Annotated in this window: 14 protein-coding genes; 4 read left to right on the top strand and 10 right to left on the bottom strand. The window is 71.2% G+C overall.

Annotated elements, in window-relative coordinates; all coding sequences use genetic code 11:
* Positions 1 to 28: 28 nt before the first annotated feature.
* On the top strand, positions 29 to 637 hold the full coding sequence (locus ACIQID_RS11645; protein WP_400285041.1) for an HAD family hydrolase: 609 nt from the start codon (positions 29 to 31) through the stop codon (positions 635 to 637).
* A gap of 25 nt (positions 638 to 662) precedes the next feature.
* Here the strand turns inward: ACIQID_RS11645 and ACIQID_RS11640 are convergent, their stop codons facing one another.
* On the bottom strand, positions 663 to 1,124 hold the full coding sequence (locus ACIQID_RS11640; RefSeq protein ID WP_085605135.1) for a DUF3817 domain-containing protein: 462 nt from the start codon (positions 1,122 to 1,124) through the stop codon (positions 663 to 665).
* A gap of 135 nt (positions 1,125 to 1,259) precedes the next feature.
* Here ACIQID_RS11640 and ACIQID_RS11635 point away from each other — a divergent pair, with 135 nt between their 5' ends.
* Positions 1,260 to 2,174, top strand: coding sequence for a helix-turn-helix transcriptional regulator (locus ACIQID_RS11635; RefSeq protein ID WP_400285037.1), 915 nt, complete (start codon positions 1,260 to 1,262; stop codon positions 2,172 to 2,174).
* A gap of 46 nt (positions 2,175 to 2,220) precedes the next feature.
* On the opposite strand, the gene ACIQID_RS11630 is transcribed toward ACIQID_RS11635, so the two are convergent.
* Positions 2,221 to 3,417: an MFS transporter gene (locus ACIQID_RS11630; protein ID WP_400285034.1), complete on the bottom strand. Its 1,197-nt coding sequence runs from the start codon at positions 3,415 to 3,417 to the stop codon at positions 2,221 to 2,223.
* 249 nt (positions 3,418 to 3,666) lie between these two features.
* Here ACIQID_RS11630 and ACIQID_RS11625 point away from each other — a divergent pair, with 249 nt between their 5' ends.
* Positions 3,667 to 4,539: a serine protein kinase RIO gene (locus ACIQID_RS11625; protein ID WP_400285031.1), complete on the top strand. Its 873-nt coding sequence runs from the start codon at positions 3,667 to 3,669 to the stop codon at positions 4,537 to 4,539.
* A 9-nt stretch (positions 4,540 to 4,548) separates the two neighbouring features.
* Here the strand turns inward: ACIQID_RS11625 and speB are convergent, their stop codons facing one another.
* From speB to ACIQID_RS11605, 4 genes are read right to left on the bottom strand one after another with little or no spacing between them, the layout of a single operon-like run.
* The gene (gene speB / locus ACIQID_RS11620) at positions 4,549 to 5,496 is read right to left on the bottom strand and encodes an agmatinase (RefSeq protein WP_292785745.1); all 948 of its coding nucleotides are present in this window, start codon (positions 5,494 to 5,496) and stop codon (positions 4,549 to 4,551) included.
* Positions 5,497 to 5,526: 30 nt separating this feature from the next.
* Entirely contained in the window at positions 5,527 to 7,143 is a 1,617-nt protein-coding gene (locus tag ACIQID_RS11615; RefSeq protein WP_400285027.1) for a thiamine pyrophosphate-binding protein, read from the bottom strand.
* Between the two features lie 10 nt (positions 7,144 to 7,153).
* Complete coding sequence (locus ACIQID_RS11610) at positions 7,154 to 8,821, bottom strand: amidohydrolase (RefSeq protein ID WP_400285024.1); 1,668 nt, start codon at positions 8,819 to 8,821, stop codon at positions 7,154 to 7,156.
* 42 nt (positions 8,822 to 8,863) lie between these two features.
* A complete protein-coding gene (locus ACIQID_RS11605) occupies positions 8,864 to 10,207 on the bottom strand; it encodes an MFS transporter (RefSeq protein ID WP_400285021.1) in 1,344 nt (447 codons plus the stop codon).
* Positions 10,208 to 10,425: 218 nt separating this feature from the next.
* Between ACIQID_RS11605 and ACIQID_RS11600 the strand changes: the two genes are divergently transcribed.
* A complete protein-coding gene (locus ACIQID_RS11600; protein ID WP_025102681.1) occupies positions 10,426 to 11,322 on the top strand; it encodes an Lrp/AsnC family transcriptional regulator in 897 nt (298 codons plus the stop codon).
* A gap of 579 nt (positions 11,323 to 11,901) precedes the next feature.
* Here the strand turns inward: ACIQID_RS11600 and ACIQID_RS11595 are convergent.
* From ACIQID_RS11595 to ACIQID_RS11580, 4 genes are read right to left on the bottom strand one after another with little or no spacing between them, the layout of a single operon-like run.
* Complete coding sequence (locus ACIQID_RS11595; protein WP_400285017.1) at positions 11,902 to 12,882, bottom strand: serine hydrolase domain-containing protein; 981 nt, start codon at positions 12,880 to 12,882, stop codon at positions 11,902 to 11,904.
* A gap of 16 nt (positions 12,883 to 12,898) precedes the next feature.
* On the bottom strand, positions 12,899 to 13,816 hold the full coding sequence (locus tag ACIQID_RS11590; RefSeq protein WP_400285014.1) for a carbohydrate ABC transporter permease: 918 nt from the start codon (positions 13,814 to 13,816) through the stop codon (positions 12,899 to 12,901).
* Positions 13,816 to 14,772 carry a carbohydrate ABC transporter permease gene (locus ACIQID_RS11585; protein WP_025102684.1) on the bottom strand — a complete coding sequence of 319 codons (957 nt, stop codon included), beginning with the start codon at positions 14,770 to 14,772 and terminating at the stop codon, positions 13,816 to 13,818. The genes ACIQID_RS11590 and ACIQID_RS11585 overlap by 1 nt, the downstream gene beginning before the upstream one ends.
* Before the next feature lie 55 nt (positions 14,773 to 14,827).
* Positions 14,828 to 16,111, bottom strand: coding sequence for an ABC transporter substrate-binding protein (locus ACIQID_RS11580; RefSeq protein ID WP_400285009.1), 1,284 nt, complete (start codon positions 16,109 to 16,111; stop codon positions 14,828 to 14,830).
* Positions 16,112 to 16,171: the final 60 nt, after the last annotated feature.

The following is a 16,171-nucleotide window of genomic DNA, read 5'->3' as shown; positions in this document are numbered from 1 at the left end:
GCGCACGCCCGGGAGGCAGGATGGGGGGATGATCCGCGCCGTGCTCTTCGACCTCGACGGGGTCATCCGTCATTTCGACCACGACCCCACCCTGGAGGCACGGCACGGGCTCGCGGATGGCACGATCGCCCGCATCGCCTTCTCCTCCCCGCTGATCGACGAGGTCACCACGGGACTCCTCAGCCGCGAGGACTGGATCATCCGCGTCGGCGAGGCCGCGGGGTCCGCCGCCGCAGCGCAGGAATGGGGACGCACGCCGTTCGCCGCCGACCGGGACGTGCTGGCGCTCGTCGACGCGCTGCGGTCTCACGGGACCACCTGCGCCATCCTCACGAACGGCACCGACACCATCGACGAGGAGCTTCGCGACAGCAGCATCGACGCGCACTTCGATCGGGTGTTCAACTCCGCCGACATCGGACACGCCAAGCCGGACGTCCGGGCTTTCCGCCACGTGGTCGCGGCCCTCGACCTCCCACCGGAGGAGGTCTTCTTCCTCGACGATTCGCCGGGGAAGCTCAGCGGCGCACGAGCGCTGGGCATGACGACGCACCACTTCACCGGAGTCGCCGCGCTGCGGACTGCCCTCCACGCCGCCGGCGTCCCCGGCGCGACGGCATCGACGCCGATCCCTTAGGGCGTCATGCCCTTCGGGGTCGGGGTCACTTGCCCCCGGGCGGACCGACCAGCAGCAGGATCACATACAGCGCGACGATGCCCACGACCAGCAGCACCGCGAGAACCCAGGGGCGACGGAGGAACCAGCGCATCAGGCGGTCGTACCAGCGACGGTCGCGCGGGTCGTCGGTCGCGTCGAGCCGCCAGTCGCCCCGGAGTCGACCGGTGCGGTGCAGCCAGATCTCCATCGGGATGGTGGCGTACGGCACGACGGCGCTGAGGACGGCGAGCACGCCGACGCCGGGGTGCCACCGCTGGTTGAGCGCGACGAGGACGGCGGTCGCGGCGTAGGCGAGGAACACGAAACCGTGGATGCCGCCGCCGACGGTCACCACGACTCCCGGGGCACCGACGGCGCGGGCGATGATCGCGGCGATGAGGAGGGTCCAGGTGATCGCCTCCGCGATCGCGAGGACACGGTACAGGCGGCCAGGGGTGCGGAACACGGAACTCCTCGGGTGGGGTACCCCTCCAGCGTATCCCGCTTCGAATCGCCCACTTGGCCCCATCCGCCGCCGAAATGGAGCAAGGTGAGCGATTCGGAGGGGAATAGCGGGGCGGCGGCCGACGTTGCCGAAGGCATGGTGACGGTGGATGCGGATGCGCTGTCCTCGGTGCTCGGCACGGTGGACCTGCGCGTGGGGATCGCCCGCCGCGTGCGGCTGACCCCCGGAGGACTCCTCCCCCTGCCGCCCGGCCGGATCACCCTCGTCTACATCGCCGACGGCGCCGTGCACGGGCATCCGCCTCTGGGCACGGGGTGCCGCCTCGACGTGGACCGCGCCTCGCAGCAGCTCACGGTCGAAGAGCCAGGACACCGCGACCGACTCGTGTCCGGCGACGCCTTCCTGCTGCTCCGCGGCGACGCCTTCGCACTGGAGGCCGACGCCGATACCGCGCTCCTCCTCGTCGACATCGAGCTCGCGGACACCGCCTCTCCCCTCCCCGCGCTCCTGCCGCCCTTCCTCGCGGTGAGCGGATTCGACGCGCTGGAGCCGGCCGCCGCCGCGCTCGCCGAGAACATGGGCGTGGTCGACGCGGCCGCGTGCCCGGTGCGCCAGGGCGACCCGCTGATCTGCCGGATGATGGCGACCACCGTGCTGCTCTCGGTCATCCGGGCGTGGGCGGCCAACGGGTGCGCGCCCGCGGGGTGGCCCTCGTTGTCGAAGGACCCCTTCCTCGACCGCGTGGTGGACGCCATCCACGAGCAGCCGGGACGGGACTGGACCGTCGAGCGCCTGGCCGCCGTCGGCGCCATGTCGCGCTCGGCCTTCGCGGAGCGGTTCCGTCTCACCGTGGGCCGCTCCCCCGCCGACTACGTGACCGAGGTGCGGATCGACGCCGCGAAGCGGATGCTCCAGGCCGGGCAGTCGGTGTCGAGGGTCTCGCGCGAGCTCGGCTACGCCTCGGACGAGGGCTTCAGCCGCGCCTTCCGCCGCCGGACGGGCATGACCCCGTCCTCCTGGCGCGCCTCGCACTCCCTCGTTCCGGCCTGATCCGCCTGATCCCCATCCTCGTCCCCGCCTCGGGGCGGGCACGGCGTCAGGAGCGGGAGCTGCGGCGGTTCGAGAGGCCGAAGAGGACGGCACCGGCGAGGAGCGAGACCGCACCGATCGTGTAGACCAGCTCGACGCTCAGCGTGTCGACGAGGAGTCCGCCCACGCCCGCCGCGAGCGTGATCGCCCCCTGGAACCCGACGACCACGAGGCTGCCCCCGGCCTCCAGGCGGTCCGGCATGCGGTAGCCCACCCAGGTGTTCACGACGATCAGCCACGACGAGAAGAAGAAGCCCCAGAGGAGCACGACCGCGCCGATGCCGATGATCGATCCGGAGAAGAGCACCATCGACAGCACGGCGGCCGAGATCACCAGCGGCGCGAACACCGCGAAGAAGGCGAAGGAGCGGTCGATCACGAGGCCGATCGAGAGGTTGCCGAGAAGGCCCCCGACACCGAACAGCGCCAGCAGCACGACGATCGTCGAGGCGTCCACGTCCGGGATGCGCTCCAGCGCGAGGCGGACGTAGGTGTAGGCGAGGAAGTGGCCGAGCACGACGAGCACGTGTCCGACCATCCCGAGGCCGATGCCCGGACGCCGCACCGTGTCGACGAGCAGACGCAGGCTCGACGCCCGCTCGGCCGGGACGGTCGGCAGCGCCCACCGCAGGGCCACGGCCAGCACCACCATGAGCACTCCCGCGATCGCGAACACGGCGCGCCAGTCGACGACCTCGCTCAGCATGACTCCGAGCGGGACGCCGGCGACGGTGGCGAGCGAGACGCCGGCGGAGGTGAACATCACCCCGCGACCGAGGTGCTCCGGCCCCGCGAGCCGCGCGGCGACCGTGATCGACATCGTCCAGTAGGCGCTGATCGCGGCACCCAGCAGGAACCGCGCCAGCAGCACGACCACGAGGTTCGGCGCGATGGCGACCACGAGGTTCGACACCGCGGCGGCGAGCGCCATCCACACCAGCAGCGACCGACGGTCCAGACGGGGGAACACGAGGCCGACGGTCGGGGCGACGAAGAGCCCGACGAGCGCGGTGACGGTGACGGTCTGCCCGGCCTGGCCCGGGGTCACCCCGAGGCCGTCCGCCATCTCGGTGAGCACGCCGTTGGGGAGGAACTCGGCGGTCACCAGCAGGAAGCCCATCACCATGAGGGCGATGAGCCCGCCGTAGCGGATGCGGTCGCCGCGGGTGGTCGGCAGGGTCGGGACGGGGGCGGTCGTGGTCATGTTTCCAGACTCGCAACGGGGTCGGGCGCGCGCCCGACCGGTCGTCCGCCGCATCCGACCGATCGTCCGGCCCTGGACAACCCCCGGGGGACCCCCTAGGCTCGACGACGCACCGGGATCCGCCCGGGAAGCCCGAGCGAAGGAGGCGATGAGATGAACGCTGTCGTCGTCGTGCCTTTCGCCGACCACCTTCCCTTCGAGGCCACCCGCTCCTGATCGCCGCGTGGCCTCCCTTCCCGGAGCCACACCGTGACCGAATCCCCCGCTTCCTCGGAAGCCGCGTCCTTCGACGCCACCCCCTTCGACGCCCTCGAGACCGCCCTCTCCTTCGCCGAGGTCGAGCCCGGCCCGGACCAGCGCTGGACGACCTGGCCGTCGTCCACCCCCACCGAGCGGGGGCCGGAACCCCGCCCCGCCTGGGTGGTGACCTCCGCCGGCGCCCTGGACACCGAGCTCGGCATCCTGAAGACGGGCAAGGAGGCCGACGTGTTCCTGCTGGAGCGCGCCGTGCCCGGCGACCCGACGCAGCGCACCCTCCTCGCCGCCAAGCGCTACCGCGGCATCGAGAACCGGAGCTTCCAGCGCTCCGCCGTCTACACCGAGGGACGCAGCACGCGGAACACCCGCGACACGCGCGCCCTCGCCAAGAAGACCGCCCACGGACGGGACGTGGCCGCGGCGCAGTGGTCGCTCGCGGAGTTCGAGGCCCTGTGCCGGATGTGGGAGCGCGGCGCCCCGGTGCCCTATCCCGTGCAGGTCAGCGGCACCGAGGTGCTCATGGAGTTCCTCGGCGACGACCGGGGCATCGCGGCACCCCGGCTCGCCCAGGTGCGCGGGTCGAACACCGAGATGCAGGAGTACTTCACGCAGGTGGTCGACCTCATGCGGGTCTTCGCCGCCGCGGGCTTCGCGCACGGCGACCTCTCCGCCTACAACCTCCTCGTGCACGACGGACGGGTCCGGGTGATCGACCTGCCGCAGATCGTCGACGTGATCGCGAATCCGCAGGGCCTCGACCTGCTGCACCGCGACTGCGTCAACGTGTGCGACTGGTTCGCACGCCGCCGGGTGGACGGCGACGCCGAGGCCCTGTTCGCCGACCTCCTCGGGACCCTGTTCTGACCCCCGGGGTCAGGAGGCGAGTCGGGCGGCGAGAAGGGTCACCAGCTCGTACACGACGTGGCTCGCGGCGATCCCGGTCATCTGGGCGTGATCGTACGCGGGCGACACCTCCACGACGTCGGCGCCGACGATGTCGCGGTCGCGCAGCGCCCGGAGGATGCGCAGCAGCTCGCGGCTCGTGAGCCCTCCCGCCTCAGGGGTCCCGGTGCCGGGCGCGTGCGCGGGGTCGAGCACGTCGATGTCGATCGAGACGTACAGCGGCTTGTCGCCGATGCGGGTGAGGATGCGGTCGATCGCCGCCTCCACCCCGTGTTCCTCGACGTACTCGCTGGAGACGATGGAGAAGCCGAGGCGCTCGTCGTCCTCGAGGTCCTGCTTCGAGTACAGGGGTCCGCGGGTGCCGACGTGGCAGCTCGCGGTGAGGTCGATCAACCCCTCCTCGCTCGCGCGGCGGAAGGGGGTGCCGTGCGTGATGGGGGCGCCGAAGTAGGTGTCCCACGTGTCCAGGTGGGCGTCGAAGTGGAGGACGGCGACGGGACCGTGCTTCGCGGCCACCGCGCGCAGCAGAGGGAGTGCCACGGTGTGGTCGCCGCCGATCGTGACGAGGCGCTGCACCTGCTCGCCGAGCGCCAGCGCCGCGCGCTCGACCTCGGTCACGGCCTCGGTGAGGTCGAAGGGATTCACCGGGATGTCCCCCGCATCCACCACCTGGGCGAGCTGGAACGGCGATACGTCCTGCGCGGGGTTGTAGGGCCGCAGCAGCCGGGACGACTCCCGCACGTGCGACGGGCCGAAACGGGTGCCGGGACGATAGCTCACGCCGGAGTCGAACGGGATGCCGACCACGGCGATGTCGGCGCGCGGCACGTCCTCGATGCGGGGCAGGCGGGCGAAGGTGGCGATGCCGGAGTACCGCGGGTTCACGGAGGCGTCGACGGGGCCGATGTTGTCGGTCATTTCTCGTTCCTGTTCGTCGGGAGGTGGGTCTCAGAGGGCGTGCTGCGGGATGTGCACGAGCTGCACCCCGCCGTCGGCGATGGCTGCGCGGATGCTCGGGGCGATGTCGGCGCGCGATGCCACCCGTCGCCCGGTCGCCCCGAGCGCGGTGGCCAGGGCGGCCCAGTCCGGCTGCACGAGGTCGACGCCCACCGGGGTCATGCCGCGGTCGAGCTCGTTCTGGCGGATCTCCGCGTATCCGCCGTTGTCGACGCACACCACGGTGACGTCGAGGCGCTGCTCGACGGCGGTGACGAGCTCGTTCACGCAGAACATCAGGGCGCCGTCGCCGATGACCGTGACGACCGGGCGTTCCGTCTGCGCGACGGCCGCACCGATCGCGGCGGGCAGACCGTAGCCGAGCGTGGCGTAGGTCGGCGTGTAGAGGAGGGAGTGCGGCTGCTCCTGTCGCAGCACGCTGCCGAGCGCCAGGTAGACGATCTGAGAGGAGTCGCCCGCCACGATCGCGTCGGCCGGGAGGGCGTCGGCGATGACCTCGGCCAGTGCGACGGTGTCCGGCGCCGTCTCCCGCGACTCGGCCTCGATCGCGGCCCGCTCGGCCATGAGGTCACGGGGCGAGCGCGTGTCGTCGGGCAGCAGCGGCAGGAGGGCGTCGGTCACGGCGGCGGCGTCTCCGGTGAGGCCGACCGTCGCCGGGAGGTTCTTGTCCCGCTGCTCCGGAGAGATGTCGACGCGGATCACGGCGCCGCGCGCCTCGAGCCGCGGAGCCCAGAGCTCCGCCTCGCCCAGCTTCGAGCCGACCACGAGCAGCACGTCGGCGTCTTCGGCCACAGCCCGCGCGGCGGCGAGACGCAGGTTCGAGCCGAGCGCCAGCGGGTGGTGCTCGTCGAGCACGGCCTTGCCGTTCAGGGTCGTGAGCACGGGAGCTCCGAGCCGTTCGGCCACCGCGGCAACCTGGTGCGCGGCGTCCACCGCACCCCCACCGGCCACGATCACCGGGCGGCGGGCGGCGGACAGCAGCCGGGCGGCCTCGGCGAGTGCGATCGGATCCCCGGAGACACGGTCCGGCATCGGCCACGGCCTCCGGTCCTCCGCGGGCACGGCGGCGGGCGCCTCCAGCACGTCGAGCGGGATCTCGATGTGCACGGGCCGAGGGCGGCCGGTGCGGAAGAGGTGGAAGGCGTCGTGCACGGCCTGCACCGCCTCCGCCGCGGTCGACACGCGCCGCGACCACTCCGCGATCGCGCCGACCATGGCCGTCGCGTCCTTGGTCTCGTGCAGCGTGCCGACGTCGGCGAACTCCGCCCCGAGGGGCACGCCGGGCGAGAGCACGATGAGCGGTCGCGACTCGCAGAACGCGGTGCCGATCGCACTCATCGCGTTCTGCAGCCCGGGGCCGGAGGTCGTGATCACCACGCCGGGGAGCCCGGTCTGCTGCGCCCACCCGTCCGCGCCGTACCCCGACCCCTGCTCGTGGCGGTTGGTCACGGCGCGGATGCCGAGGTCGGCGAGGGGCCGGTAGAACTCCAGGTTGTGCGTGCCGGGGATGCCGAAGACCGCGGTCACCCCGTAGGCGCGGATGGTCTCCAGGACCGCGCGGCCCGCGGTGTCGGCGTACCGGTCGTCCTCGATGGTGTCGGTGCTCATCGTGTCATCCTCACATCGCGTGCCGACGGACGCCGTCGACCCAGGTCTCGCGCACCTCGATCGCCGCGATCTCCTCGGCCGGCACCGCGAGCGGATCGTCCGAGAGCACCGCGAAGTCGGCGTACTTGCCCGGCTCCAGGGAGCCGAGGTCGTCCTCCCGGCCGATCGAGACCGCGCCCTCGATCGTGTGCGCCCGCAGCGCCGCGGTCGCGGAGATGCGCAGGTCGTCCGGGCCGAGCCGGTGTCCGCGGCGGGTGACCCGGGTGACCGCGGTCTGGATCGCCTCCAGCGGGATGGGCTCGGCGACCGGGGCGTCCGAGGAGATCGTCATGGGCACGCCCGCACGCTCGAACTCCCCGAGCGGGTTGAAGCGCTCACCGGGCGTGCCGATGGCCTCCTCCACACCCTCGCCCCAGTTGAAGTAGTGCTGCGTCTGGTTCACGGGACGGATGCCGGCGGCCGCCATCCGCTCGATCTGCGCGGGGGTCGGCAGGCCGCAGTGCTCGATGCGGTGCCGGGCGTCCGCATCCGGACGCTCCGCGAGTGCCGCCTCGACCGCCGACACGACCATCTCGATCGCGGTGGGCGACTGGGCGTGGGTCGCGGTCTGGAGTCCGGCTGCATGCGCCTTGCGGATGAGCTCCGCGTAGTCGGCGGGCTCGTGGTAGAGCTGGCCGGTACGGCAGGGGTCGCCCACGTAGCCGTCCGGGAAGTACGCGGTCCAGCCGCCCAGGGTGCCATCGGCGTAGAACTTGATGCCGGCGAAACTCAGGTGGGCGTTGCCGAACTGTCCGACGAGACCCATCTCCAGCGCCTCGTCGAGCAGGTGCGACAGCAGGTACATCGATACGCGCAGCTCCAGCCGCCCGGCCTCGGCGAGCCGCAGGTACATGTCGAACTCGCGCCGCGTGACCTGGCAGTCGCCGATGGAGGTGACCCCGCCCGCGAGGAAGCGCTGCGTCGCCGCGTCGAGCTGGCGCAGGTGCTCCTCCGGCTCGTCCGCGAGGTGGAAGTTCGGACCGTGGTGGCCGATCTTCACCCCGTGGACGCCGGTGAGGATGTTGCACGCCGCATCGGACAGTTCGCCGGTGAGCTCGCCGTCGCCGTCGCGGAAGAACTCGCCGCCGTCCGGGTTCGGGGTGTCCCGGTCGACGCCGTTGAGGTCGAGCGTGTACGAGTTCACCACCCCGCCGTGGCCGGAGGCGTTCATGAGGTACACCTCCCGGTCGGCGGCGACCTCGTCGAGTTCGAAACGGGTGGGATGCCGCTTCTCGGCGAGGTTCCGCTGCTCGTAGCCGTAGCCGCGCACCGGGCGTCCGGCGGGGAGCTCGGCGGCCGCGGCCTTCAGCAGCGCCACGATCTCCGGGATGCTCCCCGCCTTCTCCGGACCGCAGTCCACCCAGGTCATCATCTGCCCGAACATCAGCGGATGCGCATGCGCGTCCACGAAGCCGGGCACGACCACCGCCTCCCCCAGATCGACGCGTTCCGGGGTGAGTCCGGCCCGCGCCGCCACGTCCTCGCACTCCGCCGCCGTGCCGAGGGCGACGATGCGCCCCCGGTCGGTCAGCATCGCGGTGACGGTGGTGTCCGCCGCGTCCGCCGTGTGGATGGCTCGCGCGGTGACGAGGACGGGAGCGGCCTGGGCCGAGCGGTCGAAGGGGGTGAGCTTTCTCATGATGCCTGTTCGCGGTGGTGTCGTGCGGGGAAGGGTGCCGGGTCAGGGCAGGCGGTTCGCCGTGGTGTCGGTCCGGGCGGTGAACGACGCGGTGACCGGGGCCTCGTCGGAGTGCTGCGGCGCGAGACGCGTGCAGATCCCGGCGATGACGGCCATGCCCACGAACATCGCGATCACCGACCAGACGCTGCCGGTCCAGGCGATGAGCTGCGTCGCGAACCAGGGCGAGAATCCGGCCCAGATGGCGGCGCCGACGCCGTACGACAGCGCGATGGACGTGTAGCGGGCCTGCGGACGGAACATCTGCGCGAGGATCGCCGCGATCGGGGCGTAGGTCGCGCTCATCGCGATGCGCACGAGCGAGGCGAAGAGGAAGATCAGCGGCTCGACACGGCCCGGCATCAGCAGCAGGAACGGGGCGAAGGTCAGCACCGACGTGATCAGGCCGATGTACATCACGTTCTTCCGGCCCCACTTGTCGCCCAGCCAGGCGACCGGCAGGGTCACGACGAACTCCACGAAGGAGGCCAGGGTCATCGCGTCGAGGATGACCTGCTCGCTGATCGCGATGGGCTCGCCCGTCGCGTAGGCGGTGGCGAAGGTGGTGGCCAGGTAGTAACCGCCGGTGGAGATGGGCAGGATGCCGATGCCGAGGAGGATCGGCTTCCAGTTGACGCGGAGGGCGAACGCGAGCGGCATGGACTGCTTGCGCCCCTCGATCTTCTCCTCGAAGACCGGAGACTCCTCGACGCGATACCGGACCCAGAGGCCGACCGCGATCAGCACGATGGACAGCAGGAACGGGATGCGCCAGCCGCCGTCGATGATGAACGTGTCGCCGCCGCGGGCCATGATCGCGAAGATGCCGGAGGCGAGGAGGGCACCGGCCGGGTTGCCGAGCTGCGTGAAGCCGCCGTAGAACGTCTTCGACTTCTCGGGAGCGTGCTCGACGCTCATGAGGACCGCGCCGCCCCACTCGCCGCCGACCGCGAGGCCCTGGATGGCGCGGAGCAGGATGAGGAGGATCGGCGCGAGGATGCCGATGTTCTCGTAGGTCGGGAGGCAGCCGACGAGGACGGTCGCGGCCCCCATCAGCAGCAGCGTGATGACCAGCGAGACACGCCGGCCGAGCTTGTCGCCGATGTGCCCGAAGACGATGCCGCCGAGGGGGCGGACGAGGAAGGCGACCGCGAACGTCGCGAAGGCCGCGGCGGTCTCGGCCAGGGGGTCGTCGCTCGGGAAGAACAGCGGGCCGAAGACGAGGGCGGCGGCCGTGGCGTAGACGTAGAAGTCGTACCACTCGATGGTGGTGCCGACGAAGGCGGCGATGCCGGCGCGGCGTGCGCGGCTGTGGACGCCGCTTCGGGGGGTGGGGGTGGTGGTCATGGACCCGCTCCTTCGCGGATGGTGTCGGATAGCGAAGGATGCTACGGACGCGGAGCGCCGCGGGCAAGGGCAGAACTCCAGCGATCCGCGCCATTCACTGGAGTTGTGTCGACAGCACCGCGCACTCCGGGCCTTCCGCTCGGTCAAGTGGCCCTCTACGCTGAGGTTCTGCGGGGGCGAGCGTGCACTGCGGGGAAATCGACGGAATCGGACGGCACATGGACTTCGACGCGGAACTCATCCGGGCGCTGCAGGAGGACGGCCGCGCCAGCATCCTCTCCCTCGCCGAGCGCGTCGGCCAGTCCCGCGCGGTCGTGGCGGCCCGTCTGCGCACGCTGCTCAGCGACCGCACGGTGCGGGTGGTCGCGGCCGTCGACCCCGTGTTCCTCGGCCAGCACGTGCTCGCCCACGTGTCGATCCGGACCGACGGGGCCGTCGAGGTGGTCGCCGAGCACCTGCGCGACATGTCCGAGACCGTGCTGGTGTCGGCGGTCGGCGGCGCCCACGACATCGTGACGGAGGTGCGGGTGGGGTCGATGTCGGAGCTCCACGACCTGCTCGCGCGCATCCGCGGGAGCGCCGGCGTGCTCGACATCAACACCATCATCTACTCGACCGTGATCAAGGGGTTCTTCGTCTCGGAGTACCACGGCGGCGTGACCCTCGACGGCATCGACGAAGCCCTCATCGAGCACCTGCAGTCCGACGGACGGATGAGCTTCCGTGCCCTCGGCGAGCAGGTGCGGCTCTCCCCCAGCGCGGTCGCCACCCGGGTGCAGCGGCTCATCGACGCCGGTGTCATCAAGATCAGCGCCGTGGAGGCCCGAGGGCTCGCGCACCGACAGCTCTCGATGGGCGTGGGCATGACGCTCGGAGACGACGACGAAGCCGTGATCGACGAGCTGCGGCGGGGGCGCGGCGTCGACTTCGCGGCGCGGACCCTCGGGCGGTTCGACGCCGTCGCGACCCTCGTGGAGCCCTCCGCCGGAGCCCTGTACGCGAGTCTCGAGCGGCTGCGCGCCCTCCCCGGAGTGACCCGGATCGAGGCGTGGCTGCATCTCGCGGTGCTCAAGGAGGACTACGCCCGCACCCTCCGCCCCCTCCGCACGGACTGACCCCGCCCCGCCCCCGCCCCGTCCGGCCCCCTCCCGTCCCGTCCGCGCCCCCTCCGGTCCCGCCCGGGATCAAAACCGCGCCTCTTTCACCCATCCCCGGCACGTTTCTGCACTCCCACCGCGGGGAGTTCCCCACGCGGGATGAATACGGCGCTTCGGGAGGCGCGTGGAGGATCCTTTTTGATCCGGCGCCCTCCGCACTCCCACCGGGAGGGGTTCTCGGTGCGGGATGAACAAGGGGCGTCGGGAGGCGCGGTGAGGGGCCTCATCGATCCCGCAGGTGGCGCGGCGGGACCGACCTCAGCCATCTCCGACACAGCTCCCCTCCGCCTTCCCCATCGCGCACCGGCCCGTCCGCCCCCGATGCCGGGATCGAGAACGCGCCTCCCGCTCGCGTCCCGGGCACGTTTACGCACTCCCACCGGGAGGGGTTCTCGGTGCGGGATGAATAAAGGGCGTCGGAAGGTGCGGGGAGGGGCCTTATCGATCCCGGGATCCGGGGGGAACGGCACCGGGGCGGGACCGGGGCGGGTCCGGGGTGAGACCGGGGCGAGACCGGGAAGGGGCGGGGCGGGGGGGTCAGGGGGTGAGGGGGGCGAGGAAGGCGCGGCGGACGGCGGCGACGTCGGCGTCCTCGCGCGTGGGGTGCACGCGGTTGAGGAGCAGCACGCCGTAGGCGCCCGTCTCGGGGACGACCGCGAAGCACGTGCCGGTGAAGCCGGTGTGGCCGACCGCGTCGAGGACACCCATCCACGCGGCATCGCGCACGCGGAGACCGACCGCCTGGCCGTAACCGGCGTCGGCCTGGATCGACGGGGTCGTCATGCCGCGGAAGGACTCCCGCGACAGCACGCGCCCGTGCGGCCCCTCGCCCTCATCGCGGAGGAGACGGGCGAGAGCGGCGACATCCGCCACCGTGCCGAACAGTCCCGCGTGGCCGGCGGGACGGCCGAGCGCATGGGCGAGCTCGTCGTGCACCTCACCACGCACGTTCCCGCGGTGCGGCTGCGTCTCCGTGGCGACCGCACGCTCCCGCTCCGGAGCCATGGTCAGCGACGCGGCGCCGATCCCCGTGGCCACCTCCGCCCAGAGCGCCGCGAGCGGCCGCCCGGAGACCCGTTCCAGACAGTCTCCGGCCGCGATGTACCCGACGTCGGAATACAGGTGGCGAGTGCCCGGCTCGGCACCGAGCGCCCGACGCCGCACGCGGACACGCAGTTCGTCCCCGCGCACGCCCTCCCGCCACTCGCGCCCCTCCGCCGGGAGCCCGGAGGTGTGGGTGAGGAGGTGCCGGAGGGTGATCCGCTCCGCTCCGGCGCCGCTGCCCACCGCGAGGACGCGCTCGACGGGCTCATCGAGGTCGATCACGCCCGCGTCGACGAGCCGCAGGGCGGCGATGGCGGTGAAGACCTTCGTCAGCGATGCAAGATCGAACAGGTGCGCGGCGGTGAGCGGAGCGGGATCGTCGTGCGCCGGCGACCCGAGGAGTTGCAGCTCTTCCGCGCCCCCGGCGACCGCACGCACCGACGCCCACGCCGAGCCCGGGGCTCCGTTCACCATGATCCGCCCGCGGCCGTCACTTGCTCATGCCGGAGGTGAGGCCGTTGATGATCTGCTTCGTCGCCAGCAGGAACAGCACCACGAGCGGAATGGTGGCGATCGTGAGTCCGGCGAACAGCTGCGGCCAGTCGGTCGAGTACTCGCCGAAGAACCGGGTCAGGCCCACGGGGAGCGTGTACGAGTCGCGGTCGCGCAGCAGGATCAGCGGGTAGAAGAAGTCGTTCCAGACCGGCACGAACCGGAAGACGATCACGGTCGCGAGCGCCGGGCGCACGAGCGGCAGCAGGATCTGCAGGAACGTGCGCAGCGGTCCGGCGCCGTCGATGCGCGCGGCCTCCTCCAGCTCGATCGGCAGCGCTCGGAAGAACACCGTCAGCACGAACGTGGTGAACGGGATGCCGAGGGCGCCGTAGACGAGGATGAGGCTGAAGACGTTGCTGGTCATCTTGAGCGCGTCGAGCAGATAGAACAGCGGCAGGATCGCCAGGTGCACCGGCAGCATGAGGCCCGAGAGGAACACGGCCTCGATCCCGCGGAAGAACTTCGCCCTGGCCCGCGCGAAGGCGTAGGCGGCCAGCACCGACACGACCGTCGTGACGATGACCGACCCGACCGTGACGGTGATCGAGTTGACGAAGTACGTGTCGAACGAGGCGGTGATCCACGCGTTCTGGAAGCTCGTGAACGTCGGGGGGACGGGGAGTCCGAGCGGCTCGGTGGCGATCTGCTGCTGCGTGCGCAGGGAGTTGTTGACCATGAGCAGCAGCGGACCGATCGCGACCAGCGCGTATCCCCACAGGAACACGTTGGCGAGGAGGCGGCCCACGAACGGGGTGTCGTTCGTGCGACGGGAGCGGCGCCGCGGGGCGGAGGGCCGGCCGGAGACGATCGCCTCGGTGGTCGGTTCCTGACGGGTGTCGAAGGCGGTGCTCATCAGAACAGCTTTCGTTCGGCGCGGCGCATCGTCGTCGTGATGACGACGGAGATGACCATGATGAAGATGAACAGGACGGTCGCGAGGGCCGACGAGACCCCGATGGAGTTCGGGTTCCCGGACTCGAACGCGGTGCGGTAGAAGAGCAGCATCATCACGTCGGTGGAGCCGGCGGGAGCGCCGTTCGACCCGGCGAGCGCGAACGGGATGGCCATCGCCTCCATGCTGCCGATGAAGGTGAGCACGGTGATGATGCCGATCGTCGGCGTGAGCATGGGGAGCGTGATGTAGCGGAAGCGCTTCGCGGCCGTGGCGCCGTCGAGCGACGCCGCCTCCTCGATCTCCTCGGGGATGCCGCCGAGGGCGGCGCCGTACAGCAGGATCGGGAATCCGATCCACTGCCAGGCGCTGACCAGCACGATGACCCAGATCGCGAGCTGCGGATCGCCGAGCCACGGCAGCGCGAGGCTCTCCAGGCCGACGCCGCGGAGGATCGCGTTCACGGGCCCGAACAGCGGAGACAGCATCAGCGACCACAGGTAGCCGATGACCATCGGGCTCACGAGGTAGGGCAGGGCGAAGATCGTCTGGAAGAACCGCTTGGTGCGCTTGCGGCGGTGCAGCAGCGTGGCGATGCCGAGGCCGAGCGAGTTCTGGAAGACCAGGGCGCCGGCGAAGAGCAGCAGGTTGTGGCCGAACGCGTTCCACAGCTCGGAGGCGTAGGGCTCCTTGGTGAGGAGCGTGAGGTAGTTGCCGATACCGGCGAATCCACCCTGCTTGGTGCCCTGCCAGTCGAAGAACGAGTAGCTGAGCGCGGCGAGCATCGGGTAGAGGATCAGCACCGCGAAGAGCACGGCGGCCGGGAGCACGAACAGCGCGGCCGTCGGCGTCGACAGCGCGATGCCGGTGCGGGGGCGCCGGCTCTTCGGCGGGCGCACGGGGAGGGTCAGAGCCATGGGGGGTCCTTCGCTCGTGGTGGGGCACCGGATGCGGCGCCCCACCACGCTCGGATCAGGAGGAGGGGGTGAACCAGGTGGAGATGCCCGACTGCAGGTCGGCGCCCAGCTGCTCCGGGGTCTTCTGACCGAGGAACATGGCCTGGATGTCCGGGCCGAGCACCGCGGTGCCGGTCGGGTCGCCGTAACGGAAGTCGACGAGCAGCAGGTACGGAGCCGGGTTGGCGGTGTACTGCTCGTTCATCTCCTGCATGAGCGGGTCGGAGTACTCCACCCCGGGGAGCGCGGAGAACTGGTCGACCTCGTCGGCGACGAGCTGGCCGAACTCCTTCGTGGTCATCCAGTTGAGCAGCTCGGTGGCCGCCTCCTGGTTCTCGCTGGCCGCGTTGATGCCGAAGCTGCCGTCCGCGTATCCCGGGGTGACCGCGTGGTCGAGCGCGCTGTCGGGGGACGGCGGGACCTCATAGACGCCCCACTCGGTGTCGGGCGCGGAGCTCTGGAACGTGGGCAGGTCGAACGAGCCGCCGGGCCACTGCGCGGCCTGGCCCGAGGTGAACTGCAGGACGGCGTCGGCGACGGCGATCGCGTTGACGTTCTTGTCGAGGTACTTCTGCATGTCCTGCACGATCTGCAGAGAGGACACGTAGGCGGGGTCGGTGAAGTCGACGTCGCCGGCGAGCACCTTCTCCTCGAAGTCCGCACCGCCGTAGTGGGCCGAACCGACGATGTCGTGGAACATCGGCAGGACCCAGTCCTCGCGGGCGCCGAGCGCCATGGGGGTGACGCCCTCCTCGAGGAGGGTCTCCTGCAGCTCGATGAACTCGTCCCAGTCGGTGGGCTCCTCGAGGCCCATCTCGTCGAACATGGTCTTGTTGTAGAACATCTGCATGGTCTGGTACGCGAAGGGGACGCCGTAGGTCTTGCCGTCGTCCTTGCCCTGGGCCGCGCGCAGGACCGTGGGGTCGAACTGGTCGAGACCGTCGACGATGTCGTCGATCGGCACGATCTGCTCCGACTGGATCGCCGACTGCACCCCGCCATAGGCGCGCAGCATCGCGATGTCCGGACCGTCGCTGCCCTCGAGGCCGGTGGCGAGGATCTGGTTGTACTCGGTGGGCTGGAAGCCCTCGAACTCGATGGTGACGCCGGGGTGGGACTCTTCGTAGGCGTCGAAGACGGCCTCCCACTTCGGGGACGACGAGGCCTGCCAGGACCAGATGGTCAGGGTGACATCATCCTGGCCTTCGCCGCTCGAAGCTGCGGGCGCGCAGCCGGCGACGGCGAGTCCGGCGACCAGGATCCCTCCGGTGAGAGCGAGGCGGACGGGGCGGTTTCGCATGGTGTTCCTCTCGGGTGACGTCTTCGTCGCGGCACGGGGACGATGCCGACACTGCCACTG

The sequence above is a fragment of the Microbacterium sp. NPDC091676 genome (assembly GCF_044756645.1).
Lineage (GTDB): Bacteria > Actinomycetota > Actinomycetes > Actinomycetales > Microbacteriaceae > Microbacterium > Microbacterium paraoxydans_D.
The sequence above is the reverse complement of the archived record's forward strand: the minus strand, read 5'-3'. Positions and strand labels throughout refer to the sequence as shown.